Genomic DNA, 24,361 nt, shown 5'->3' with positions numbered 1-24,361 from the left:
GTCCTTTTTGATTACATAAATTGGGCGATAAAGACCACGATGATGATGATTGGAATAATAAAGCGAAGAAGGAAGAGCCAGACTTGGAACAGTCCCTGTTTCCATGCTGTTTCATCAAGATGCAGTTCGTCCATAGCAAGTGTCTTCTTAAAGATGTATCCTGTAAAGAGAGAAAGGCAGAGAGCTCCAAATGGCATAAGAAGATTAGAAACCAAGAAGTCCATGGCATCAAAGAAGGTCTTCCCAAAGATGTGAACATCCGCCATAACACCGTAAGATAGGGCTGAAGGAATTCCAAAGACAAAGGTCAAAATTCCTAAAATAACACTCCACTTAGCACGCTTGCTGTTGTCCTGATTGGTGATATTGCCTACATTGATTTCCAGCATAACGACGGAAGAAGTGACCGTCGCAAAGAGGAAGAGCAAGAGGAAGAGGATATAGAAAATGGTTCCAAAAGGCATCTTGTCAAAGAGTTGAGGCAAGACGATAAAGAGCAGGCTAGGTCCCCCTTCAGACTGGATATTGAAGGCTGACATGGCTGGGAAAATGGCTAGACCTGCCATGATGGATACCGAGATATTCATGGCTACGATGGAAATCCCTGACTGAACCAGATTGGTTTTCTTATCCAAGTAAGAAGCATAGGTCAGCATGGCTGTAACCCCTAGTGAGAGGGCAAAGAAAGATTGTCCCAGAGCGTAGAGGAGACCAGCACTGGTCAGTTTTGAAAAGTCTGGTTTGAGGAAGTAGAGAACGCCTTCCATGGCATTTGGCAAACTGAGAGAGCGGCCGATGATGACAACAAAGATGATAAAGAGCAGGGGCATCATAACCTTAGATGCTCTTTCAATCCCTTTTTGAACACCACGTGATACAATAAAGATATTCAACAGGATAAAGGCTGCTTGAGCTCCTAGGGCAATGACTGGATTTGAAATGATTGAAGTAAATAACTGAGCATAATCACCCGTTCCACCAAGCTGGAATAATTTCCCAAACTCAATACCCAGATAAACCAGAATCCATCCTCCAATAACACTGTAGAAAGATAAGAGGATAAAGAGGGCAAAGGCACCAATCCAACCGATAAAGTTGTACTTGCCACTCTTGCCCAGTTTTCCAAAGGTTTTAATCCCAGAGACACCAGCACTTCGGCCGAGGGCAAATTCAGCTAGCAAAAGGGGGAAACCGATTAAAATAGTAGAGATAAGAAAGACCAGTAAAAAGCCTCCACCGCCATTAGCAGCAGTCATGTAGGGGAATTTCCAAACGGCACCAAGTCCGATGGCTGAACCAGCAGATGCTAGGATAAAGCCCAGTTTAGAACCCCATTGCGATTTTTCAGACATAGTTAAACTCCTAAAATTAGTGTTACAAAAGAAAAAGCTACTGCCCTTGGCAAATAGCCTCATCAGTACTCAAGATGAGCTTTTCTTTTGATTGATAGACTTGACTATCCTATCATGTTTTCTAAGGTCTGTCAAGAAAACCATTTTCAAGTTTTCACACTTTTCTCAAAAAATTTTTAAAAATTTCGCAAAAACGCTTGACTCTGACCTAAGGGGAGAGGTTATACTATCAATGTAAGGAGAAAATCATGTACCATATAAAAGAAGCTGCGCAGCTTTCGGGCGTATCTGTCAAGACCCTGCACCACTACGATAAGATAGGACTTTTGGTTCCTTTAAAGTCGGAAAACGGCTATCGAACCTACAGTCAGGAGGATTTGGAACGCCTTCAGGTCATTCTTTACTATAAATATCTAGGCTTTTCTTTAGAAAAAATAGCAGAGCTATTAAAGGAAGAAAGGACAGATTTGTTGCCTCATTTGACTAGGCAGTTGGACTATTTGACTCGAGAAAGGGAACATCTGGATACCTTGATTTCAACCTTGCAAAAAACCATTCAAGAACAAAAAGGAGAAAGAGAAATGAGCATTCAAGAGAAATTTGCTGGCTTTAACTACCAAGACCATCAAAAATACCACCAAGAGGCGGTAGAGAAATATGGACAAGAAGTCATGGACCAAGCGCTGGAGCGCCAGAAAGGTCACGAAGACGAGGCTACGGCTACCTTCAACCAAGTTTTTCAAGCTTTGGCACAAAATCTTCAAGTTGGTCTACCGATAACAGCGTCTGAAAACCAAGAAGAAGCAGGCAAACTCTTGCAAGCTATCCGTACTTATGGATTTGACTGCTCTATCGAGGTCTTTGGTCATATCGGTAAAGGCTACGTCTATAATCCAGAGTTTAAGGAAAATATTGATAAATTTGGAACTGGCACTGCCCAATACACATCAGATGTGATTGCTCATTATGTCCAAACTCAGACAAAATAAAATCGGAGGAGTATTCTTCCGATTTTTACTAAATTCAAGCACTACTTGCTTAATAAATTTTCTACTACATTTAGTTTTCGCATTGTCAAATCTACATTAAAAAGCTTTTCAAGATAGTTGGTATGGAGTTTCTTTTGTTTTGCAGTTCTAGGGAGATAGAGGTAAAGACAATGGTTGCCGATACAAATTTCTTCTTCACCGTAATCAATTTTCAATTTTTCTAAAGGGAGACTTTGAATAGATTCTTGATAAAAAATCACGTGTATACGGTCATAAAGATAGTGTTCTCCAAACGGGTTTTCTTGGACAATTTTTTTAAAATCACTTTTGTTCTTGATTACCATTTTTAAGTCAGCACCAATATTTTCATTTATTAGAGTATGAACACGCTCTCGTATTTTTTCTAAATCTAAGTCACTTTCAAGAATGATATTCCCACTTTGAATATAGGTTCGAACTTGTTGAAAACCAGCTTCTGTCAAGATATCTACTAGATAAGACATTTTAGGGATAGCATTTTTTCCATTAGGAGTAACTCCCCTTAACAAGATAATATGTTCCAAAGGACTTCCTTTCTTTTGGGGCTGATTGTTCCATTGAATAATTTAGATTTAGATTGGGTTTGATCCTGCCACCCAGCCAGTACAGAGGGCAGAAGTGATGTTAAAGCCACCTGTGTGGGCGTTAATATCCATGACCTCGCCTGCAAAGTGGAGTCCAGGTACCAGCTTACTTTCAAGGGTTTTAGGATTGATTTCCTTAAGACTGACACCTCCTTTGGTAACAAAGGATTTAGCAAGAGACATTTTAGCACTTACAGGAATTTTAAGTCCTTTAATGGACTGGACAAGTTGTTCTCGTTCCTTTTCAGTCAATTGTTTGACTTTTTCAGGATAGTCTTGCACAAAAAATTCTGCCAAACGTTCTGGTAACAAGGTTTTTAAAGCATTTTTCAAGGATTTTTCCCGATTTTCTTCTAGAAATGCAGCCAAGTCATTTTCAGAAAGTTGAGGCAAAACATCTAGTGAGAGAATCTCCCCACCCTTGACAAAACTAGACATACGCAGGGCAGCAGGACCTGACAAACCAAAGTGGGTAAAGAGCAAATCGTGAGTGATGACATGCTTGCCATAGCTTAGGGTCACATCGTCCAACGAAATCCCCTGCAAGGCCTTGTGTGGAAAATCTGTCAATAAAGGACTTTCGGCAGCCTCAAGTTCGGTAATAGTGTGCTTAAAATGACGGGCAATCTCGTGACCAAAACCAGTCGAACCAGTAGAAGGATAGGATTTTCCACCAGTTGTGACAATGAGTTTATCACAAGTGAAGGTTTGGTCGGCTGATTTAAGAACAAATTGCTTATCTACCTTTTTAACCGAAACAATCTCGGTTTGAGTAGAAACTTGACCACCTAACTCAGTGATTTTCTTTTCCAAGGCCTCTATAATTGTCCGAGACTTGTCAGTAGCAGGAAAGACGCGTCCGTGGTCCTCGACCTTAAGTTTAACCCCATTTTCTGTAAAAAAGTTAATGATATCATGGTTATCAAACTGGGAGAATACACTGTAGAGAAAGCGCCCATTTCCAGGGATTCCAGCTAGTAGGTCATCTAGAGTTCCGTTGTTGGTTACATTGCAACGTCCCCCACCAGTCCCAGCTAATTTTTTTCCAAGTTTCCGATTTTTTTCGATGAGGAGAGTTTTCTGTCCATAAAAGCTACTGGAAATTGTAGCCATCATGCCAGCAGGTCCTCCACCAATGACAATAGTATCAAAATGTTTCATAGCTCTATTGTACCACAAAAAACAAGAGATGATGGTCACCTCTTGTCAAGAATGCAATTAATCAATTTCATATCCCATCAGCAAACCACCATCTTCTGCATAGAAACTGCAGAGACCAGATGTTGGAATGATTTTGATATTGGCTTGAGGGAAGGTTTCCAGCAAGCGTTCCGACAATTGCTGACAGAATTTTTCATTGTTGCGATGAGCCATGACAATTCGACCACCAGCATAGCCAGCTTTGATGAGCTCTTCATAGGCCGCTTGAAGGGATTTTTTTGGTCCACGCGCTTTTTGGAGCAGTTCTAGGGTTCCAGTTTCACTTGCTTCCCCAACCATACGGATGTTGAGAAGGCCAACGACTGTACCGATCAGCTTACTCAAACGGCCATTTTTTACCAAGTTATCGACCTTAGCGAGGACAAAAAGTAACTTGGTTTTTTCTTGATAAGCAGTGATAGCTTCAACCACTTCTTCAAAAGATAGGCCCTGGTCAATCAAGTCATTCAATTTTTCTACGAGCAAGTCAACTTCCCCACCAGCAGACAAACTATCAATTACATGAATTTTAGTATCAGGATGTTCTTCCAGATAAATATTCTTAGCTAGTTGAGCACTATTGTGGCTGCCAGAAAGAGTACCAGTGATGGTTACTAGGAAAATGTTTTTGGCTCCTTCAAATGCTCGCAAATAATCATCTGGGCTTGGACAAGCTGATTTTGAAGCTTCTGCAGTTGCATACATGGTTTCCATCATTTGATCAATATCAAGACTGGCATCATCAATAAAGACCTGATCAGCTACTTGAATGGTTAAGGGAACACTCACAAAGGTCGTGTCAATAGCTGGTTTTGACAGTTGACGATAATCACAACCAGAGTCAGCAATAATCTTCCAAGTCATAGAAATTCTCCATCTTTGCCATTTATACATTGACAAAGGTTCTGTCTTTTTTTACAATTATATCATGAAAACCCTTGAAACAAAAGCCTTATCCGTCTGTTGTGACAAGTAGAAAGAAAATGTTATGTCTGAACGTAGAATCTCTGAAAAATCTCTTGAAAATCTCAGAAAATCAAACCAAGAATCCAATTTATTAACCAGAGAAGCCATCGAAACAGCCCTCTTGCAGCTCTTGGAAAAAAAGGACTTGACCAAGATTAGTATTTCTGAATTGGTTAAGCGTGCAGGCGTTTCTCGTGCAGCCTTTTATCGTAATTATGATTCCAAAGAGGAGATTTTAGAAAGCGTCTTTAAACGAACTGTCCACAATATTATGGAACAGTTGCATCATTATGATTTAAAGACAGATCTTTATCTGGTCTGGGTTCACCTTTTCCGAGAGGCCAGAAAGGAAGCCAGAGTGATTCAACTTGCCTTAGATTACCATCTGGAAAAAATCTTTGTCCAAGCCATGCAGGAGTTTCTGGAAAAATACCATGGAAAATCAAAAGGTGTCAGCTCTTATCTTCATTCCTTCTGGAGCTCGGCCATCGTCTCTGTCCTTCTAAAATGGATCAAGGATGGCATGAAGGTACCTGCTGAAAAGATAGCGGATTTACGGTTACCATTTTTTAAAAAATAGAGAAAAAGGAGAAAAGAGATGACTGAAAAAAGACTAGCATGGGATGAGTATTTTGCAGCCCAAGCCTTACTAATTGCCAATCGTTCCACTTGTAAACGTGCCAAAGTTGGCGCGATTCTGGTAAAAGATAATAAGGTTATTTCCACTGGTTACAATGGTTCGGTATCAGGAACCGAGCATTGTATTGACCACGAATGTCTAGTCATTGAAGGACACTGTGTTCGCACCCTTCATGCTGAGGTCAATGCTATCCTTCAAGGTGCAGAACGTGGTGTTCCTAAAGGCTTTACAGCCTATGTAACCCATTTTCCTTGTCTGAACTGTACAAAACAATTGCTGCAGGTCGGTTGCAAGCGCGTGGTTTATATTAACCAGTACCGAATGGACGACTATGCCCAATACCTTTATCAAGAAAAGGGAACAGAATTAACCCATTTACCACTTGAGACAGTACAGGCAGCTCTTAAAGAGGCAGATCTAATGTAAAAATTATCAAAAATAAATGGTTTAGAAAGATTTTTAAACCGTTTTTTGGTATAATAAGAAGAATAAATTGAAAGAAGGAACTCCAAAAATGGGAAAAATTGAAGTTATTAATCATCCACTGATTCAACACAAATTGTCAATCTTGCGTCGTACAGATACTTCTACAAAAGCTTTCCGTGAGCTAGTAGATGAGATTGCAATGTTGATGGGATATGAAGTACTTCGTGATCTTCCGCTAGAAGATGTGGAAATCGAAACACCAATTACAAAAACAGTTCAAAAACAATTGGCTGGTAAGAAATTGGCCATCGTTCCAATCTTACGTGCAGGTATTGGGATGGTTGATGGGCTTTTGAGCTTGGTTCCAGCTGCTAAAGTTGGTCATATCGGTATGTACCGTGATGAAGAAACGCTTCAACCAGTTGAGTACTTGGTGAAATTGCCTGAGGACATTGACCAACGTCAAATTTTTGTGGTAGACCCGATGTTGGCAACAGGTGGCTCAGCAATCTTAGCTGTTGATTCTCTTAAAAAACGTGGCGCATCAAATATCAAATTTGTCTGCCTTGTATCTGCTCCAGAAGGTGTAAAAGCTCTTCAAGAAGCTCATCCAGATGTAGAAATCTTTACAGCAGCCTTGGATGAACGCTTGAACGAACACGGTTATATCGTTCCAGGTCTTGGAGATGCTGGTGACCGCTTGTTCGGTACGAAATAAAATATAAAAGAAGATTGACTTGGAAAATAAGTTCCAATCACGAAAGGAGGTTGAATTTTTGTTTCTGTCCAATGAAAACAGAGCAAAAATTTGACCTTTTTTGACCTAGATATTATAATAGTCTTATCTTCAGTCATTTGACCAACAAAATTTAAAACTCAAAAGGAGAAATAAATGATTCCTGTAGTTATTGAACAAACAAGCCGTGGAGAACGTTCCTACGATATTTACTCACGTCTCCTTAAAGACCGCATCATTATGCTGACAGGTCCAGTTGAAGACAATATGGCTAACTCTGTTATTGCCCAATTGCTTTTTTTGGATGCCCAAGATAGTACAAAAGATATTTACCTTTATGTCAATACACCTGGTGGTTCCGTTTCAGCTGGTTTGGCAATCGTTGATACCATGAACTTTATCAAGGCAGATGTCCAAACCATCGTTATGGGAATGGCTGCATCTATGGGAACAGTCATCGCATCAAGTGGAGCAAAAGGAAAACGCTTCATGCTTCCAAATGCTGAGTACATGATTCACCAACCAATGGGTGGTACAGGTGGTGGTACTCAACAAACCGATATGGCGATTGCTGCAGAACACTTGCTTAAAACTCGTAACATCTTGGAAAAAATCTTGGCTGAAAATTCAGGTCAGTCAATCGAAAAAGTCCATGCAGATGCAGAACGTGATAACTGGATGAGTGCTCAAGAAACACTTGAATATGGCTTTATTGATGAAATCATGGCCAACAATTCATTGAACTAATGATCAAAGAAGGCAAACTCGACTGGGTTTGCTTTTTTTGGTATAATAAGGGGAGATTTCTTAGAAAGAGGATTTACCATGTTTGAAAAAGTCAATCGATCTGGCTTGATTATCTATCTTTACTATAATCGGGATGCCAAAAAACTGCAGGATTATGGAGATATTACCTATCATTCCAAGAAACATCGCTACTTGCAGCTCTATGTTCCAACAGAGAATTTAGAGAGCGTAGTTGAGAAATTAGGTAAGGAAAGATTTATCAAAAAAGTTAGAGCTTGTCACATTCAAGAGTTGGAGACACCATTTGTTGGGAATCTCTATCGAGAGGAAAACGTTATCATCGAAAAAGTTCAAGAAAAGTGTTGACAATTTTCTGACAATTCGGTATATTCTTAATATGCTATTTATTTAAGAAATAAGGAGACAAAAAAATGAAGAAAAAATTTGCCCTATCGTTTGTGGCGCTTGCAAGTGTAGCACTTCTTGCAGCCTGTGGAGAAGTGAAGTCTGGAGCGTCAAACGCTGCTGGTAACTCAGTAGATGAGAAGACAATCAAAATCGGATTTAACTTTGAAGAAACTGGTGCCGTAGCAGCCTACGGAACATCTGAACAAAAAGGTGCTCAACTTGCTGTTGATGAAATCAATGCTGCAGGTGGTATCGATGGAAAACAAATCGAAGTAGTTGATAAAGATAACAAGTCTGAAACAGCTGAAGCAGCTTCTGTTACAACCAACCTTGTAACCCAATCTAAGGTATCAGCAATCGTAGGACCTGCGACATCTGGTGCAACTGCAGCTGCGGTAGCTAACGCTACAAAAGCAGGTGTTCCATTGATTTCACCAAGTGCGACTCAAGATGGATTGACTAAAGGTCAAGATTACCTCTTTATCGGAACATTCCAAGATAGCTTCCAAGGAAAAATTATCTCAAACTATGTTTCTGATAAATTGCAAGCTAAGAAAGTCGTTCTTTATACTGATAATGCCAGTGACTATGCTAAAGGTATTGCTAAATCTTTCCGCGAATCATACAAGGGTGAGATTGTTGCGGATGAAACTTTTGTAGCAGGCGACACAGACTTCCAAGCAGCCCTTACAAAAATGAAAGGGAAAGATTTTGATGCGATTGTTGTTCCTGGTTACTATACTGAAGCTGGTAAAATTGTAAACCAAGCGCGTGGTATGGGAATTGATAAACCAATCATTGGTGGTGATGGATTCAACGGTGAAGAGTTTGTACAACAAGCAACTGCTGAAAAAGCATCAAACATCTACTTTATCTCAGGCTTCTCAACTACTGTAGAAGTTTCAGCTAAAGCCAAAGCCTTCCTTGATGCTTACCGTGCTAAGTACAATGAAGAGCCTTCAACATTTGCAGCCTTGGCTTATGATTCAGTTCACCTTGTAGCAAACGCAGCAAAAGGTGCTAAAAACTCAGGTGAGATTAAGGATAATCTTGCTAAAACAAAAGACTTCGAAGGTGTAACTGGTCAAACAAGCTTCGATGCAGACCACAATACAGTTAAAACTGCTTACATGATGACCATGAACAATGGTAAGGTTGAAGCAGCAGAAGTTGTAAAACCATAATAGAAAAATGTTGAAATAGGGAATGAGCCTCTGACTCACTCCCTGTTTCGATGTTTAAGAACCTATCAAAAAGTGAGGGGAAACCCTCGAAATTATATATAGAAAGAGTGAATCTTATGCTCCAACAACTAGTAAATGGTTTGATTCTAGGTAGTGTTTACGCGCTATTAGCCCTAGGATATACCATGGTTTACGGAATTATCAAGCTCATCAACTTCGCCCACGGTGATATTTATATGATGGGAGCCTTTATCGGTTATTTCTTGATTAATTCTTTCCAAATGAATTTCTTTGTAGCGCTTATTGTAGCTATGCTAGCGACAGCCATCCTTGGTGTCGTAATTGAGTTTCTTGCTTACCGACCTTTGCGCCACTCTACTCGTATTGCTGTTTTGATTACGGCTATTGGGGTTTCCTTCCTACTTGAGTATGGAATGGTCTATCTGGTTGGTGCCAATACCCGTGCCTTCCCTCAAGCGATTCAAACAGTTCGCTATGATTTGGGACCAATTAGCCTAACAAATGTGCAGTTAATGATCTTAGCCATTTCCTTGATTTTGATGATTTTGTTACAAGTCATTGTCCAAAAGACCAAGATGGGGAAAGCCATGCGTGCTGTATCTGTAGATAGCGATGCAGCGCAATTGATGGGGATCAATGTAAACCGTACTATCAGCTTTACCTTCGCTTTAGGTTCAGCTCTTGCGGGTGCGGCTGGTGTTCTGATTGCCCTTTATTATAACTCTCTTGAGCCTTTGATGGGGGTTACTCCAGGTCTTAAATCTTTCGTTGCCGCGGTACTTGGTGGTATCGGGATTATTCCTGGTGCGGCGCTTGGTGGTTTTGTGATTGGTCTATTGGAAACCTTTGCGACAGCCTTTGGAATGTCAGACTTCCGTGATGCCATTGTTTATGGAATCTTGTTGTTGATCTTGATTGTCCGCCCAGCTGGTATTCTTGGTAAAAATGTGAAAGAGAAGGTGTAAACGATGAAGGAAAATTTAAAAGTTAATATTCTATGGTTACTCCTTTTGTTAGCTGGCTATGGCTTGATTAGTGTACTGGTTTCAGTTGGAGTACTCAATCTATTCTATGTACAAATTTTACAACAAATTGGAATTAATATTATTCTGGCTGTTGGCCTTAACTTAATCGTTGGTTTTTCAGGACAATTTTCACTTGGACATGCTGGTTTCATGGCGATTGGTGCCTATGCCGCTGCTATTATTGGATCTAAATCACCAACCTACGGTGCCTTCTTTGGAGCTATGATTGTAGGTGCTTTGCTTTCAGGAGCAGTTGCCTTACTTGTCGGAATTCCAACCTTGCGCTTGAAGGGGGACTATCTTGCGGTAGCAACTCTTGGAGTATCTGAAATTATCCGTATCTTTATCATCAATGGTGGAAGTATTACAAATGGTGCGGCAGGTATCTTGGGAATTCCTAACTTTACAACTTGGCAAATGGTTTACTTCTTTGTCGTGATTACAACCATTGCAACCTTGAACTTCTTGCGTAGTCCAATTGGTCGTTCAACGCTCTCTGTTCGTGAGGATGAAATTGCTGCTGAGTCAGTTGGGGTTAATACGACTAAAATTAAAATTATCGCTTTTGTCTTTGGTGCCATTACTGCAAGTATTGCAGGATCACTTCAGGCAGGATTTATCGGTTCAGTTGTACCGAAAGATTACACTTTCATTAACTCAATCAACGTTTTGATCATTGTTGTATTTGGTGGCCTTGGTTCCATTACAGGTGCGATTGTTTCAGCTATTGTTCTGGGAATTTTGAATATGCTTCTCCAAGATGTTGCTAGTGTGCGTATGATTATTTACGCTTTGGCCTTGGTATTGGTAATGATTTTCAGACCAGGTGGACTACTTGGGACATGGGAATTGAGCCTATCACGTTTCTTTAAAAAATCTAAGAAGGAGGAACAAAACTAATGGCATTACTTGAAGTAAAACAGTTAACCAAACATTTTGGCGGTCTAACAGCTGTTGGAGATGTGACTCTTGAATTGAACGAAGGGGAATTGGTTGGACTAATCGGTCCAAACGGAGCTGGGAAAACTACTCTTTTCAATCTTTTGACTGGTGTTTATGAACCAAGTGAGGGAACAGTAACCTTAGATGGTCACCTTTTGAATGGAAAGTCACCTTATAAGATTGCTTCTTTGGGACTTGGACGTACATTCCAAAATATCCGTCTCTTTAAAGATTTAACAGTTTTGGATAATGTTTTGATTGCCTTTGGCAACCATCACAAACAACATGTTTTTGCTAGTTTCTTGCGTTTACCAGCTTTTTACAAGAGTGAAAAAGAATTAAAGGCTAAGGCTTTGGAATTGCTGAAAATCTTTGATTTAGATGGGGATGCAGAGACTCTTGCTAAAAACCTCGCCTACGGACAACAACGTCGTTTGGAAATTGTTCGTGCCCTTGCTACGGAACCTAAAATTCTCTTTTTAGATGAACCAGCAGCTGGTATGAATCCACAGGAAACAGCGGAATTGACTGAGTTAATTCGTCGTATCAAAGATGAATTTAAGATTACAATCATGCTGATTGAACACGATATGAATCTGGTCATGGAAGTAACAGAACGTATCTACGTACTTGAATATGGTCGTTTGATTGCTCAGGGAACTCCAGACGAAATTAAGACCAATAAACGCGTTATCGAAGCTTATCTAGGAGGTGAAGCCTAATGTCTATGTTAAAAGTCGATAATCTTTCTGTGCATTACGGTATGATCCAAGCAGTCCGTGATGTAAGCTTTGAAGTGAATGAAGGAGAAGTAGTTTCCCTTATTGGTGCCAATGGTGCGGGTAAGACAACCATTCTCCGTACCTTGTCTGGTTTGGTTAGACCAAGTTCTGGAAAGATTGAATTTTTAGGTCAAGAAATCCAAAAAATGCCGGCCCAGAAAATCGTGGCAGGTGGTCTTTCACAAGTTCCAGAAGGACGCCACGTCTTTCCTGGATTGACTGTTATGGAAAATCTAGAAATGGGAGCTTTCTTAAAGAAAAATCGTGAAGAAAATCAAGCTAACTTGAAGAAGGTTTTCTCACGCTTTCCTCGTCTTGAAGAACGGAAGAACCAAGATGCAGCTACTCTTTCAGGGGGGGAACAACAAATGCTTGCCATGGGACGCGCTCTTATGTCAACACCAAAACTTCTTCTTTTAGATGAACCCTCAATGGGACTTGCCCCAATCTTTATCCAAGAAATTTTTGATATCATTCAAGATATCCAGAAGCAAGGGACAACTGTCCTCTTGATTGAACAAAATGCCAATAAGGCACTCGCTATCTCTGACCGAGGATATGTACTGGAAACAGGAAAAATCGTCCTATCAGGAACAGGAAAAGAACTCGCCTCATCAGAAGAAGTCAGAAAAGCATATCTAGGTGGCTAAAAAGGTCCAAGGAACCTTTTTAGTCGGCAGATGTAGATTACGTAAGCAATCTTCGCATAGTCTAGGAGACTAGTTTAGGTTGCAAATAAAGATTACGAAGTAATCCTCATTAACAGTCCAGGGAACCTTTTTAGTCGGCATATTTAGATTGCAAACAAATCTACATCTACACTGAAAGATGAATTTCCAATAATTGAAAAAATCGAATGAAACGCTTCTTATCTTCATCACAGAGCTCGATTTTAGAGCTCTTTTTGCTAGCTTATTCATACTTTTATGAATTTTGAAAAAGAAATGTAAGCGTTTGATAGATTTACAAAAAGATTGTATAATAGGGATAAGAACAGAAAAGGAGAAGTCTCATGGCAGTTAAAGATTTTATGACCCGCAAGGTAGTGTATATTAGTCCAGATACAACAGTATCTCATGCAGCAGATTTGATGAGAGAGCAAGGATTGCACCGCTTGCCTGTTATCGAAAATGATCAATTGGTTGGTTTGGTGACTGAGGGAACCATTGCCCAAGCTAGTCCATCCAAGGCAACAAGTCTTTCTATCTATGAGATGAATTATCTTCTAAATAAGACAAAAGTAAAAGATGTCATGATCCGCGATGTTGTCACTGTTTCAGGTTATGCGAGTCTAGAGGATGCAACTTATTTGATGTTGAAAAATAAGATTGGTATTCTTCCTGTTGTTGATAACCATCAAGTATACGGAGTTATTACTGACCGTGATGTTTTCCAAGCCTTTCTTGAAATTTCTGGTTATGGTGAGGAAGGAATTCGTGTGCGTTTTGTTACAGAAAATGAAGTTGGTGTACTCGGAAAGATTGTTTCTTTGATTGTAGAAGAAAATTTGAATATCTCACATACAGTAAATATCCCACGTAAGGATGGTAAGGTGATTATCGAAGTTCAAATCGATGGTTCAATTGATTTACCAGCCTTAAAAGAAAAATTTGAATCAGAAAATATTCAAGTAGAAGAGATTAGTCGAACTTCTGCTAAAATTTTGTAAGAATGGAAGCCGTAAGGCTTCTTTTTTCATGAAAAGAGAATTAGAGAAAAAAATGGAAAGAAATGAATGAAAATCTGAAATATTACCTTTTGATTTAGAGTAAAGATAATTTAAAATTTAAAGATTTTTAAATTTTCTAAATATTGACAGAAGTAATAAATCGAAAAAATTATGATTTGAGTTTTAAATCGTAACAATTATGTTGTATTTTATAACTAACTATTTATTGTATTCTATATGACTTTAATTATGGATTAATACTATAAATTTTTTTCCAAAAATCCTTGATTCGTATATAAAATAATGTTATAATAAAATAAAAAATATAGGAGTAAAAATATGTCAGGACAAATTCGTGTATCTCCAGAAACCCTCCAATCACGTGCACGTGAATATGGAAAAGCTGCAAACGATATCAGAGTTATTTTGAGCAATCTTCAACGCTTGCAAGATACCTTGCGTTCGGAATGGGAAGGTGCTGCGTTCCAAGGCTTTGATCAACAATTCTCTGAATTGAAACCAAAGGTTGAAAACTTTGCTGATTTAATGCAACAAATCAATACACAACTTGATAAGACTGCTCAAGCGATGCAACAAAATGACCAAGACTTATCTAGAAACTTTGGTCTTCAATAATCTAAAGTTGAGGTTGAGGAGAAATCCTCAACTTTTTTACTATATTTAATTAAGGAGAAAATGTGAGAAAGAAAGTTTTATTTAGCTTAGGGATGCTACTGTTATTTGTTACAATGATAGTATCCTTCTTTGCAATTGTAAAACCAACACCTATCAGCCGAACGAACTCAGATTCCTCGGTGCAACAAGCCCCTATTAAAGTAGCTATTGTTAATGAAGATACGGGTAAGGTATATAATGGACAACCGATTAACATTGCGAATACTTTAGTAAATTCGTTCATAGCTAAAAATAATTACAAAGTGGAAGTTGTTTCTAGGTCAATCGCTGAAAGCGGTCTAAAAAATGAGACTTATCAGTTGATGATAGTCTTGCCAAGTAAATTTTCAGAAGAAGCTTTAGCAATCGAATCAACTTCCCCTGTTCAGGCGAAGTTTCAATATCAAATTCAATCAAGTGACCAACTGACTGTCAAACAGGCTGAACAAGCTGTAGTAGCTTTCAAAGAGCTCTTTAATAAGGATTTGATTAATATTTATTTCACTAGTATTATCGGGAATTTGAAAATAGCACAAGGCCAGGTTGCTGATGTGGTTACAAATGAACATGAGTCACTAACGTCCTTTAATAATAAGTTAGTGGATCCTCTTGCTCAATATAGTCAACAATTTAATGGGTTGGGTTCATCACCGAATAATCTCTTATCATCGTATTCGTCATTTAACAAGACCTTGTTAAATACAAATGATGCATTTAGATCAATTGATTCTGTTAATAAGACATATGAGGAAACAATAAATGGAATAGATAAGCAACAAAAAAAATGGGATAATTCCTTGAATACTAGAGAACAGGCTTTGTCCAACTATGATAAAGACTTTTCCAAATTATCAGTTGAGAAACAATTATCTCAATTGGCTGCTATAAACACTCAATTTAATAATAATTTTTCAGAGCCAGCTATTTGGAAAGAAACCACTGATAAGGCTTCTTCCTATAACAAAGATATCGCAAAACTTCTAGAAAGTTTGAAGAAGAATAATAAGGAAATTGATGATACCTTATCAAATTATGATACAAAGATTAGAGAAGCAGTAGAGTCTTCCTTGGCTAAAAACCCATCAGCGGTAGATGGAGCTAATAAAACTCTTGGAAGTTATATCAAGTCGTTAAATACTAGTATGCAAAATCAAATTACTAGTAAATGGCCAAGTGTATACTACGATGATGCAGCTATAAATAATCTCTCTTTGTCAGATACTGATAAACAACATTTGAAAAATATTAGTGCTTTTATACAGTGGTATAGTAAGAAGATAGGGAAAGATTTGCCAACTTTGCAATCTACAACACTTGAAAATGAAGAATTCTCTCAGTTAAAGAATGACATTAAATCTAAGAGCACAACAAAACGTGATCTAACATTGCCTTCATTTGAAGGGAAAATTTCAAAATTAAAGATAACAGTACCAAGTGGATACTATCTTAAAGAATCAAACTATGGATTTTCTGATCTTGGAGGAGGGAGTTATCAGGTATCTATCCCTAGTGAAGTATCTCCAGGTATGACTATTTCATACACACTAGGAATCAAGAATGAAAATGATCTCAATGTCTTGTCACCTGTGCTTGTTAAGTATCAATTAGATACGACAGAAGATGTAAAAGTTATAAAGGAGGATGCTCCTTATGTAGAAAAAGAGAAAACAGAGAACGAGACAATTCATGCTGCGCCTGTTAGTCCAGCTACTTCTGTAGCTTCAGGTTCCTCTACGTCTGATGGGCAGAAACCAACAGAAATTATTACAATTACGAAGACCATCACGACTACTAAGATAAATCAAACAGAAAAAAAAGTTTTGAATCGTCATTATGAGATGCAAGACATTATTTCTAACTGGGAGTACAATCCTACCAAGCTAACTCAAGCGGTTTATAAAGATGTTGAGGCGTATCTACAGTTATCAGGACTTGTTACTGCGTATTATGGCTTAGATTTATCTAAAAATACGTACACAGACAATACGTTTGTTCCAGCAGAAGGTTCTCTTGCTGCCTTAGCAAATAATGATGACCTCAAGACCATTGTGACCAATCTAATCAAAGCAACTACAGTAGAAGCTCTAAAATCAGATTTGAAGATTTCTGATAAAAAATTGACGGATATTCAGTCTCGATTAGCCAATGCTGAGAAATTAACCTCTAACATTGAACAGCTGAGAACAACAACCAATGATCTAATAACTCAGTTAAGACAGTTAATTGAACAGACCAAATTAGTGGATCAAACGATTAAAGGTAAACCTAGTTTTGTTGCAACAGAAAAAGTAGATAATACTAGTATGGTTAATGTTAGTATGGATATGAACAGGGACCTAGGTACACTGATGTCAGCTAGTAAAACCTTGATGGACAATACAAAAGCAAACCAAGCTGTTTCTGAGACGATACAAGCTACTATGACTCAGTTGACGAATGATGTTAATACATTGGAAAAAGACGGAAAATCATTAAGTGCACGCGTTTCTGAATTGAAAAATATCATGTCTAGTGAATATGGTTCAAACGAAGAATTCCTTAAAAACTTTTCTACTGTTTTGAGCAATACTAGAACGGGTAATACGAAAAATGATGCAGTCTATGAATATTTGTCAAATCCTGTTGATGCTTCTAAAATTGGGAATGTCGTATCAGCTGCGACCAATAGACCGTCACAGACGAATCGTCAAGATGAGAGATCAGGACTCCTTGTTATCTTAATCAGCTATCTTGTTAGCCTGGTTGTTGCCTATCTTTTCCAACATGCAGATAAAGAAGAATTGCAAAGATTAATCAGTTTGAAGGACCGTTTGTCATGGAGAAATTCTTCTGGACCAATGTTCTTCCTAAGTGTGATTTCAGTAGCTGTTGGTTCTATAATTGCGATTGTTTCTGGAGTTAAACTTGCTTTCTCTGTAGGTCAATTAAGCTGGTTTGTAATGCTTCTTGTATTAGTGAGTCTAATGATGACATATAGTCTGAATATCCTTCTTGATAAACTAAAAAGTCTTGGATTTTTGATAAGCATAAGTCTATTACTGCTTTATATCATTTCAGCAACTCAATTATTTGATGAATATTATGTGAATCCAGCTCCTATTTTAACAACTCTTTCTCCGTTAACATATCTTGAAGGTGTAGTGAGATTATTCATTAATCAGCAAAACGGAGTTGTTCAGTCAGTAATGGTAATTGTTGTTCTAACAATTGCTTTGGGACTTGTAAATATTTTCTTGTATCGCCAAGTTAAGGATAGCAAGTAATATGAAAAAAAACATTGTCTTTATCTTTCTATTGTTTTCAATTTTTACAAAAGGTAGTGTTGCTTTTGCAAATGATGGATCTTTGCAAATAGATACATCTTTAGATAAGAATACCAAGAAAACAGAGATTCAGTACTTTGAACAGGAGAGTAATTTGACAAAGTTATTTCATCCTGAGACATATAAATTGATTGATACAACTAAAAAATTGGATAAAGAAAAGTATCAATTAGTTAAAAAAAACTTATTTAGCACTAAAGTGGAATCGGAGAATATCGTTAATGAGTATCAGTCTGCTTTATTTACCAATCAGATTCAAATCAACCACAGTGATAAAAAGACTGTTTCACTTAAAAACGTAAAGTCTCCTGTTTCTTGGACTGCAATTTTATTGTTTATACTAGGGATGATTGTCACAATTTACTCGCTCTTTTATAAAAAGTTACATATAGCTAAACAATAAAGTCGATAGAAAAATACATAAAGGGAGATACAAAATGTATCTCTTTTTTATAAATAGAAAGTTCTTTAATATTCATGTTTTGCGTGATATAATAGGCATAGCATAATAGATTTAGGAGTTTTATATGGAAGAGTACATTAATATTAGTCTAGATTGTTCGCCTTTTTTATCTAAAATATTAGATTTAAGGGTCCCTACTGAGTTAACGATTAAAGAATTGATACAAATCGTCTCAGATACTTATGGTATTGGAATTAAGGTAATGAATCCAAGTGTAAGAAATCAACAGTCAGGAGAAATTCTTGCTAGTACAAGCAGTCTAGTATTAGTGAAAGACGGAGTTTTATTAAACCTGGAAAGAATATAGTAAGGGAGTCAGGTATGGAAGTTCAAAAAATTGAATTAGTAGTTGGAGATATCAAGGGAAATCGTGAAATAGCTTATGCTTTATTAACAGCAATACAACCTTATTTTGTGAATCAAAATGTTATTGAGGAAGAAGGTAAACTAACGATTGAAAGTCTATTGACAGATGAATATTATTCTTGGGATAAGCTGACTACTATGATTGAGGAAGAAAAATTACGTCATCTGATCAATGTTGGTCAATTATTTAACTCGCTGAAGGATTCAATTTATACTTATGAGTTATCACCTAGTAATCTAGTGTTTTCACGAAATGGGAACCCTCTATTCATTTTTCGTGGTGTTAAAGGGCAAGTGCCTCCCTATGATGCATTGAAGATGGAGGCGTTTACAGTTAACTTTAAAGCTATGATAGTATCTCTATTAGATAAAAAGGTAAGTTATGAAAAATTAGTGGAGGGACAGTCGCCATTTTATAAAGGAAAACTGTTTTGTGAGACCATCATGAAGTCTGAAAATTTGGATGAAATCTTAGCCTTACTACTAGAAAAATACTTAGAAGAAAAGGAACAAAATAAAGAAAAATTTTCACGTGTTCCTAATAAACTTGTGTCGCGGTTGAAGTGGACTACCATTATTGCATCATTTATTGGAGTGCTATCAATTGTTGGAGTGTTTTACTTTGCATTGTTCGCTATGCCTAATCAACAAATGATTTCAGATTTACGTTTGGCTTTTGTAAACCAAGATTATTCATCGGTTGTATCTACTGTTAAAAATACAGATTCTAAATCACTTAGTCAAGATGATGCTTATATGGTGGCTTATTCCGTCATTAAAACAGAGCCTTTAACAGAAGCGCAAAAGACAGAGCTATCCAAAATATCAAGTCAATCAAGTACAGACTATCTTCGTTACTGGGTCTTAATTGGGCAGTCGAAAGTTGATGAAGCTATAGATATTGCAAGTTACTTAGATGACCCACAATTATTGATGTATGGTCTTACCAAAAAGGTTGATGAAGTTCAGAGAAATCCTAACCTCACATCTGAACAACGTACTGAGCAACTAAACAATTATAAGAGTAAATTGGAAGAATTGAAGAAAAACTACCTAACACCAGAGGCGAATAAGTCGAATACGCCTTCAACTTCAACAGAGTCAAGATAGGAGTGGTCTATGAATTATTTATTTTTTGAAGACAATGTTTATCCACTCTATACAGGAAATACCTATCAACTGGGGCCTTCTATAGCTTCTAATATCTATCTTCCTATTCTTGAAAATGTGGTGTTGGAAGTCAAGGAAACGGGAGTTGAACTGCTCGGAGAGACTTATTCTTATGGGTATCATTTGGTTTCCATAGCTGAAGATATAAGTGTATCCTTATTGATTATTAAAAACACCGAGTATTACCTTCTTCCCGAAAAAATACTATATTTATCAGATAAGAAAGAAGCGACTATTCGCTTAGTTGATTTTCCTATAGAAATCATTTTGAGCTTTGATGGGACAAATAAGACGATTTATAGTGCTAGTCCATATTATCTTAATGGTGAAAGAAGAACAGGGACGCAAAATATTCAAGATATGGACCAACTTGTTTTTGAACAAGGTCTAGCTTTATCCGTTCAAAAACAAATCTTATCGATTCATTCACTATTTTCTATTGAGACGAGCTTACTGCCTTTTTCTGAAGTAATGGTTGAGGATCGTTCAAAAGAATTTCATCGCTCTCCACGGATTATTCTGAGAGAACCCGAGGATAAAGTAACGATTGCTTCGGCACCAACAGATGATGAAGGTAACAAACAATCGTTACTAAGATTGATTATTACCCCTTTGGCGATGATTGTCTTTACGATACTAACGGTTTACTTCACACGTAGTGGTGGCATGATGTTCATGATGATGGGGATGTCTGTCATTACTATTGGAACTTCCATTCATACTTATTTTTCTGATAAAAAATCACATAAGGAACTTCAAGAACAGAAAATTGTTGATTATATGGAATATTTGGAAACCAAATATTCACAGTTAGCTGACTTACATGACGAACAAGTTGGAGCTCTGTTTTATCATTTCCCTGATACAGTTCATATTTTGGAAATGGTAGAAAAGACTGATCGACGAATTTATGAGAAAACACTCTATCACTTCGATTTCTTATCTTATCGCTTAGGATTGGGCGAAGTTAACTCTAGTTTTTCTATTGAGTATTCAGATTCTGAATTAACAAAATATAATGTAGCTGCTAACCAAAAAATTCAAGAACTACTTTCCTACTATCGTGTGACTAAGCAGGTACCTATTACACATACATTAACAAATCCTACGGGTTATATCGGGACACGGCAAATAGTGATTGAACAAGTTCAACAGATGATGATGCAATTAGCGACTTTCCAAAGTTACCATGATTTGCAGTTTATTCCAATTTTCCGAGAGGAAGAGTTTGAGTTATGGAATTGGAGCCGATGGTTACCTCATACGAAAATAAAAGCACTAAATAGCCGTGGTTTTGTTTACAATCAACGTACTCGAGATCAACTATTAACGTCGCTCTATCAAGTTATTAAAGATAGAAAGTTAGATAGTGAGCAGGATAAAGGGAAAGAAAAGCAATACAGCCCTCATTATATTCTCTTTCTTACAGATTTAAGCCTGATGTTGGATCACAACATTATGGAGTACATCAATGAAGATTTATCCCATTTAGGGATTCATTATGTATTCGTAGAAGAAGTACTTGAGAGTCTACCAGAACACGTTAAGACAGTTGTTGACTATCGAGGAGATAAAAAAGGTACAGTATTACTTCAGGATGGCAATTATACAAATAAAGAAATTACGCCTCTTCCTCCTGTAAGTTTATCGGAAAAGGAAAATTTTGCGAGAAATCTTGCGGGTATTCATCATGTTCAAACTTTGCGTAATTCGATTCCGAATAGTATTACCTTCCTAGAGATGTATGGAGTCAATAAGGTAGAGGAACTAGAACTTTTAAAACGATGGCAAGACAATGAAACTTTCCAAACAATGGCTGTTCCTCTAGGAGTTCGAGGTAGAGATGATATTCTTTATCTAAACATCCATGAGAAGGCGCATGGGCCTCATGGATTGATTGCTGGTACTACGGGGTCAGGGAAGTCTGAGCTTATTCAGTCCTACATTCTATCTTTAGCTGTGAACTACCATCCGTATGAGGTTGCTTTCCTCTTGATTGACTATAAAGGTGGAGGGATGGCTAATCTCTTTGCAGACCTACCTCATGTTGTTGGTACGATTACAAACTTGGATGGCAACCAGGCCAATCGAGCTCTGGTATCTATCAAAGCTGAACTTAAGAAGCGTCAGCGTATTTTTGCAGAAAATGATGTTAATCATATCAACCAGTATATGAAACTCTTCAAGGAAGGGAAGGTCAAAGAACCATTACCACATCTATTAATCATTAGTGATGAGTTTGCAGAGTTGAAGGCGAATCAACCTGATTTCATGGATGAATTAGTCTCTACAGCTCGTATTGGTCGATCATTGGGGGTTAAATTAATTTTAGCAACCCAAAAACCTAGTGGGGTTGTCAACGATCAAATTTGGTCGAACTCTAAGTTTAAAATAGCTCTTAAAGTACAGGATGCTGCAGATTCTAGAGAAGTAATCAAAACACCTGATGCCGCAGAAATTACCCAGACAGGTAGAGCCTATCTTCAAGTCGGAAACAATGAAATCTATGAGCTATTCCAAAGCGCTTGGTCAGGTGCGGATTATAATCCAGAAGGACGAAATCATGTTCAAAAAAACACAACTGTGTATGAGATTACAAGTAATGGTCAATACAATGCCATTAATAAAGATTTGAGTGGTTTAGTCAATAAAAAAGAAGCAAAGGCTGTTCCAACAGAATTAGACGCCATTGTAGAAAAAGCCCGTGAAGTCTTTGATGGTCTTCATATTCATCAGGTAGCCAGTCCTTGGTTGCCACCACTTGAAGAGAAGATATATGCTAAAGATACACAATCGACTAACTACAAGGATTATTGGGGACGTTCAGAGGCATTGCAACCTATTTTAATTGGGTATCAAGATATTCCAGAAAGACAGGAACAATCTCCCCTTTACTTCAATATGGAACAAAGAGGCCATATTTTGTTGGTTTCTAGTCCAGGATTCGGTAAGTCCACTTTTCTACAGAACTTTGCGATGGATGTGATTCGTAAGCACACACCAGAACAGGTCCATTTCTACCTCTATGATTTTGGTACCAGTGGCTTAATCTCTATTTCAGATTTTCCTCATGTTGCAGATTATTTCACCTTGGATGAAACTGAGAAAATCATGAAATCTCTTCGATTCTTGAATAGAGAGATAAAAACTCGGAAACATGCTATTTCGCAAGCAAGAGCCACAAATCTAGCGCAATACAATCAGTTGTCAGATGAGAGTTTTCCAACCATTTTCATCGAGATAGATGGTTTTGATAGTGTGATGGATGCCCCATTTGTCGATGCCTTTTATGATACTTTAAATGTCATTTCTCGAGATGGTGCCTCTCTAGGAATCTATCTGGTTGTGACACTTTCCCGTCTCAATGCGATGCGTTTACAGTTGCAATCCAACTTTAAGACCAAGATTTCTCTCTTCTTATTTGATACCAGTGACTTATCAAGTGTAGTAGGACGTTCAAATATTCCACTCGATGAAATCAAAGGCCGTGCCATAGCTAAATTTGATGATATTGTCCAATTCCAAGTGATGTTGCCATACAGCAGTGAACATTATACGGACTACATAAAGGAAGTTCGTGCAGAACAAGAAGCAATGGCTGTGGCATACGATGGACCGCTTCCTGCAGGTATCCCAATGTTACCAGAAAAGGTAACCAAAGAAGTCATGGCAGAAATCTTAGAAAGCAGTCAAGACTTTATCTTGGGGCTCGAAAGAGAAGCCGTTGTTCCAGCAACCTTTAGTTTTGAACGCCCTCTTCTTATAGCCTCAGACAGTCCTGCTTTTGTAACGAATTACTATAAATTACTAGAATATCACCTAAACCGTTTATCAGGAGTGTATAATACTGTTATTTTAGATCCTAGTCAGCGTATTAACAGTCAGTTCTTTGATGGTATTCAACGATTTGATACTTCTTTAGAGGTTGATAATGTCATGAAGACGATATTAGAAGACTTTAAGAAACGGGTTGCGTCTCCAAATCAGGACTATCCAAAATGGTTAATTTTGATACCTGATATTGCTGCGACGGCTATGGCGGCTGGAGTGAGTGAAGTGGACTTCAAGCAACTCCTTAGTGAAGGAGCTCAGTATGGAGTAACCTTGCTCTTTATAGGCGCCTACCAAGATCTAGTAGCGAACAATTACGACAATTTTGTCAAACTAGTTAATCAGCTAGTAGAACAAGTCTTTCTCGGTGTACGTATTAGCGATCAAGATCATACTCGCTATCCTTACATCACAAATGAGCCGGCACTGAAACCGAACCAGGGTTACATTCTTTATCCAGATCATTATGAATCCGTTCAATTATTAGAAATTTAGAGAGGTTATTTATGTCAGATACTAAATTATTACCACTAGGCAGTGTTATTGTTTTAAAGGGAAGTACTAAAAAGATGCTCATCATTGCTCGTGTGATTGCAGCACCCGTCAAAGGAGATCTCTACCGTTTTGATTACGGAGCCTGTCTCTATCCAGAAGGAATGGTAGGAGATAGCCTTATCTACTTTAATCATGAAGATGTTTTTAAGGTTGTTCAAGAGGGCTATAGCGATGATGATAATGAGCTTATGTTAGAACATATTGCTTCGGTTGTCTCTACAACAGATATTCCTAAAGGGAATGTTGCTGAGTTGAATGAAGTAAATGA

At 37.8% G+C, this 24,361-nt stretch carries 23 protein-coding genes; 19 read left to right on the top strand and 4 right to left on the bottom strand.

The features are described 5' to 3' along the window. Nucleotides 1–11: 11 nt before the first annotated feature. Complete coding sequence (locus MK482_RS06105) at nucleotides 12–1,352, bottom strand: sodium-dependent transporter (protein ID WP_268718262.1); 1,341 nt, start codon at nucleotides 1,350–1,352, stop codon at nucleotides 12–14. Between the two features lie 248 nt (nucleotides 1,353–1,600). Here MK482_RS06105 and MK482_RS06100 point away from each other — a divergent pair, with 248 nt between their 5' ends. Continuing rightward, nucleotides 1,601–2,341, top strand: a complete 741-nt coding sequence (locus tag MK482_RS06100) for a MerR family transcriptional regulator (RefSeq protein ID WP_268718261.1) — start codon at nucleotides 1,601–1,603, stop codon at nucleotides 2,339–2,341. Nucleotides 2,342–2,382: 41 nt separating this feature from the next. Here MK482_RS06100 and MK482_RS06095 read toward each other — a convergent pair whose 3' ends face one another. Genes MK482_RS06095 through MK482_RS06085 form a run of 3 tightly spaced genes read right to left on the bottom strand, consistent with a single transcriptional unit; the run spans nucleotide 2,383 to nucleotide 5,028 of the window. Beyond that, nucleotides 2,383–2,904, bottom strand: coding sequence for a DUF1697 domain-containing protein (locus MK482_RS06095; protein WP_268718260.1), 522 nt, complete (start codon nucleotides 2,902–2,904; stop codon nucleotides 2,383–2,385). 48 nt (nucleotides 2,905–2,952) lie between these two features. Then, nucleotides 2,953–4,125 (bottom strand): NAD(P)/FAD-dependent oxidoreductase, encoded by a 1,173-nt coding sequence (locus MK482_RS06090; RefSeq protein ID WP_268718259.1) that lies wholly within the window; start codon nucleotides 4,123–4,125, stop codon nucleotides 2,953–2,955. Nucleotides 4,126–4,182: 57 nt separating this feature from the next. Continuing rightward, entirely contained in the window at nucleotides 4,183–5,028 is an 846-nt protein-coding gene (locus MK482_RS06085; protein WP_268718258.1) for a DegV family protein, read from the bottom strand. 124 nt (nucleotides 5,029–5,152) lie between these two features. Between MK482_RS06085 and MK482_RS06080 the strand changes: the two genes are divergently transcribed. From MK482_RS06080 to MK482_RS05995, 18 genes are all read left to right on the top strand, one after another. After that, the gene (locus MK482_RS06080) at nucleotides 5,153–5,710 is read left to right on the top strand and encodes a TetR/AcrR family transcriptional regulator (protein WP_000004136.1); all 558 of its coding nucleotides are present in this window, start codon (nucleotides 5,153–5,155) and stop codon (nucleotides 5,708–5,710) included. Nucleotides 5,711–5,728: 18 nt separating this feature from the next. Further along, nucleotides 5,729–6,196: a deoxycytidylate deaminase gene (locus MK482_RS06075; protein ID WP_000136973.1), complete on the top strand. Its 468-nt coding sequence runs from the start codon at nucleotides 5,729–5,731 to the stop codon at nucleotides 6,194–6,196. Nucleotides 6,197–6,284: 88 nt separating this feature from the next. Beyond that, nucleotides 6,285–6,914, top strand: a complete 630-nt coding sequence (gene upp, locus MK482_RS06070; protein WP_000515974.1) for a uracil phosphoribosyltransferase — start codon at nucleotides 6,285–6,287, stop codon at nucleotides 6,912–6,914. 174 nt (nucleotides 6,915–7,088) lie between these two features. Beyond that, nucleotides 7,089–7,679 (top strand): ATP-dependent Clp protease proteolytic subunit ClpP, encoded by a 591-nt coding sequence (gene clpP, locus MK482_RS06065; RefSeq protein WP_000613471.1) that lies wholly within the window; start codon nucleotides 7,089–7,091, stop codon nucleotides 7,677–7,679. 78 nt (nucleotides 7,680–7,757) lie between these two features. Continuing rightward, nucleotides 7,758–8,045, top strand: a complete 288-nt coding sequence (locus MK482_RS06060) for a YlbG family protein (protein WP_153220036.1) — start codon at nucleotides 7,758–7,760, stop codon at nucleotides 8,043–8,045. Between the two features lie 65 nt (nucleotides 8,046–8,110). Then, nucleotides 8,111–9,271, top strand: coding sequence for an ABC transporter substrate-binding protein (locus MK482_RS06055; protein ID WP_268718257.1), 1,161 nt, complete (start codon nucleotides 8,111–8,113; stop codon nucleotides 9,269–9,271). A 116-nt stretch (nucleotides 9,272–9,387) separates the two neighbouring features. Then, entirely contained in the window at nucleotides 9,388–10,257 is an 870-nt protein-coding gene (locus MK482_RS06050; protein WP_000941421.1) for a branched-chain amino acid ABC transporter permease, read from the top strand. A 3-nt stretch (nucleotides 10,258–10,260) separates the two neighbouring features. Next, nucleotides 10,261–11,217: a branched-chain amino acid ABC transporter permease gene (locus tag MK482_RS06045; protein ID WP_000662283.1), complete on the top strand. Its 957-nt coding sequence runs from the start codon at nucleotides 10,261–10,263 to the stop codon at nucleotides 11,215–11,217. Then, complete coding sequence (locus MK482_RS06040; protein WP_001185997.1) at nucleotides 11,217–11,981, top strand: ABC transporter ATP-binding protein; 765 nt, start codon at nucleotides 11,217–11,219, stop codon at nucleotides 11,979–11,981. The genes MK482_RS06045 and MK482_RS06040 overlap by 1 nt, the downstream gene beginning before the upstream one ends. Then, the gene (locus MK482_RS06035) at nucleotides 11,981–12,691 is read left to right on the top strand and encodes an ABC transporter ATP-binding protein (protein WP_000062200.1); all 711 of its coding nucleotides are present in this window, start codon (nucleotides 11,981–11,983) and stop codon (nucleotides 12,689–12,691) included. The genes MK482_RS06040 and MK482_RS06035 overlap by 1 nt, the downstream gene beginning before the upstream one ends. A 362-nt stretch (nucleotides 12,692–13,053) precedes the next feature. Further along, nucleotides 13,054–13,710, top strand: a complete 657-nt coding sequence (locus MK482_RS06030; RefSeq protein WP_268718256.1) for a CBS domain-containing protein — start codon at nucleotides 13,054–13,056, stop codon at nucleotides 13,708–13,710. Nucleotides 13,711–14,049: 339 nt separating this feature from the next. Continuing rightward, a complete protein-coding gene (locus MK482_RS06025; RefSeq protein WP_004261570.1) occupies nucleotides 14,050–14,346 on the top strand; it encodes a WXG100 family type VII secretion target in 297 nt (98 codons plus the stop codon). A gap of 62 nt (nucleotides 14,347–14,408) precedes the next feature. Beyond that, nucleotides 14,409–17,648 (top strand): type VII secretion protein EsaA, encoded by a 3,240-nt coding sequence (gene esaA, locus MK482_RS06020; RefSeq protein WP_268718255.1) that lies wholly within the window; start codon nucleotides 14,409–14,411, stop codon nucleotides 17,646–17,648. A 1-nt stretch (nucleotide 17,649) separates the two neighbouring features. Next, nucleotides 17,650–18,111 (top strand): type VII secretion protein EssA, encoded by a 462-nt coding sequence (essA, locus tag MK482_RS06015; protein ID WP_268718254.1) that lies wholly within the window; start codon nucleotides 17,650–17,652, stop codon nucleotides 18,109–18,111. 124 nt (nucleotides 18,112–18,235) lie between these two features. Then, nucleotides 18,236–18,478 (top strand): type VII secretion protein, encoded by a 243-nt coding sequence (locus MK482_RS06010; RefSeq protein ID WP_125453220.1) that lies wholly within the window; start codon nucleotides 18,236–18,238, stop codon nucleotides 18,476–18,478. Between the two features lie 14 nt (nucleotides 18,479–18,492). Continuing rightward, nucleotides 18,493–19,647: a type VII secretion protein EssB gene (essB, locus tag MK482_RS06005; RefSeq protein WP_268718253.1), complete on the top strand. Its 1,155-nt coding sequence runs from the start codon at nucleotides 18,493–18,495 to the stop codon at nucleotides 19,645–19,647. Nucleotides 19,648–19,656: 9 nt separating this feature from the next. Then, nucleotides 19,657–24,033 carry a type VII secretion protein EssC gene (essC, locus tag MK482_RS06000; RefSeq protein ID WP_268718252.1) on the top strand — a complete coding sequence of 1,459 codons (4,377 nt, stop codon included), beginning with the start codon at nucleotides 19,657–19,659 and terminating at the stop codon, nucleotides 24,031–24,033. A gap of 11 nt (nucleotides 24,034–24,044) precedes the next feature. Then, a partial coding sequence (locus MK482_RS05995; RefSeq protein WP_268718251.1) for a DUF4176 domain-containing protein occupies nucleotides 24,045–24,361 on the top strand: 317 nt, incomplete at its 3' end.

Origin of the sequence: Streptococcus mitis, from assembly GCF_026782865.1 — a bacterium.
Classification (GTDB): domain Bacteria; phylum Bacillota; class Bacilli; order Lactobacillales; family Streptococcaceae; genus Streptococcus; species Streptococcus mitis_CG.
Note: the sequence above shows the minus strand (reverse complement) of the source record. Positions and strands in the feature narration are given on the sequence as shown.

Excerpts from the sequence above, each read along its gene's own strand:
- MK482_RS06105 (WP_268718262.1), bottom strand. The coding sequence starts at position 1,352 with ATGTCTGAAAAATCGCAATGGGGTTCTAAACTGGGCTTTATCCTAGCA.
- MK482_RS06060 (WP_153220036.1), top strand. The coding sequence starts at position 7,758 with ATGTTTGAAAAAGTCAATCGATCTGGCTTGATTATCTATCTTTACTAT.
- MK482_RS06050 (WP_000941421.1), top strand. The coding sequence starts at position 9,388 with ATGCTCCAACAACTAGTAAATGGTTTGATTCTAGGTAGTGTTTACGCG.
- essC (WP_268718252.1), top strand. The coding sequence starts at position 19,657 with ATGAATTATTTATTTTTTGAAGACAATGTTTATCCACTCTATACAGGA.
- MK482_RS06055 (WP_268718257.1), top strand. The coding sequence starts at position 8,111 with ATGAAGAAAAAATTTGCCCTATCGTTTGTGGCGCTTGCAAGTGTAGCA.
- MK482_RS06030 (WP_268718256.1), top strand. The coding sequence starts at position 13,054 with ATGGCAGTTAAAGATTTTATGACCCGCAAGGTAGTGTATATTAGTCCA.
- MK482_RS06040 (WP_001185997.1), top strand. The coding sequence starts at position 11,217 with ATGGCATTACTTGAAGTAAAACAGTTAACCAAACATTTTGGCGGTCTA.
- MK482_RS06090 (WP_268718259.1), bottom strand. The coding sequence starts at position 4,125 with ATGAAACATTTTGATACTATTGTCATTGGTGGAGGACCTGCTGGCATG.
- essA (WP_268718254.1), top strand. The coding sequence starts at position 17,650 with ATGAAAAAAAACATTGTCTTTATCTTTCTATTGTTTTCAATTTTTACA.
- MK482_RS06100 (WP_268718261.1), top strand. The coding sequence starts at position 1,601 with ATGTACCATATAAAAGAAGCTGCGCAGCTTTCGGGCGTATCTGTCAAG.
- MK482_RS06080 (WP_000004136.1), top strand. The coding sequence starts at position 5,153 with ATGTCTGAACGTAGAATCTCTGAAAAATCTCTTGAAAATCTCAGAAAA.
- MK482_RS06085 (WP_268718258.1), bottom strand. The coding sequence starts at position 5,028 with ATGACTTGGAAGATTATTGCTGACTCTGGTTGTGATTATCGTCAACTG.
- MK482_RS06010 (WP_125453220.1), top strand. The coding sequence starts at position 18,236 with ATGGAAGAGTACATTAATATTAGTCTAGATTGTTCGCCTTTTTTATCT.
- MK482_RS06035 (WP_000062200.1), top strand. The coding sequence starts at position 11,981 with ATGTCTATGTTAAAAGTCGATAATCTTTCTGTGCATTACGGTATGATC.
- upp (WP_000515974.1), top strand. The coding sequence starts at position 6,285 with ATGGGAAAAATTGAAGTTATTAATCATCCACTGATTCAACACAAATTG.
- clpP (WP_000613471.1), top strand. The coding sequence starts at position 7,089 with ATGATTCCTGTAGTTATTGAACAAACAAGCCGTGGAGAACGTTCCTAC.
- essB (WP_268718253.1), top strand. The coding sequence starts at position 18,493 with ATGGAAGTTCAAAAAATTGAATTAGTAGTTGGAGATATCAAGGGAAAT.
- MK482_RS06025 (WP_004261570.1), top strand. The coding sequence starts at position 14,050 with ATGTCAGGACAAATTCGTGTATCTCCAGAAACCCTCCAATCACGTGCA.
- MK482_RS06045 (WP_000662283.1), top strand. The coding sequence starts at position 10,261 with ATGAAGGAAAATTTAAAAGTTAATATTCTATGGTTACTCCTTTTGTTA.
- MK482_RS06075 (WP_000136973.1), top strand. The coding sequence starts at position 5,729 with ATGACTGAAAAAAGACTAGCATGGGATGAGTATTTTGCAGCCCAAGCC.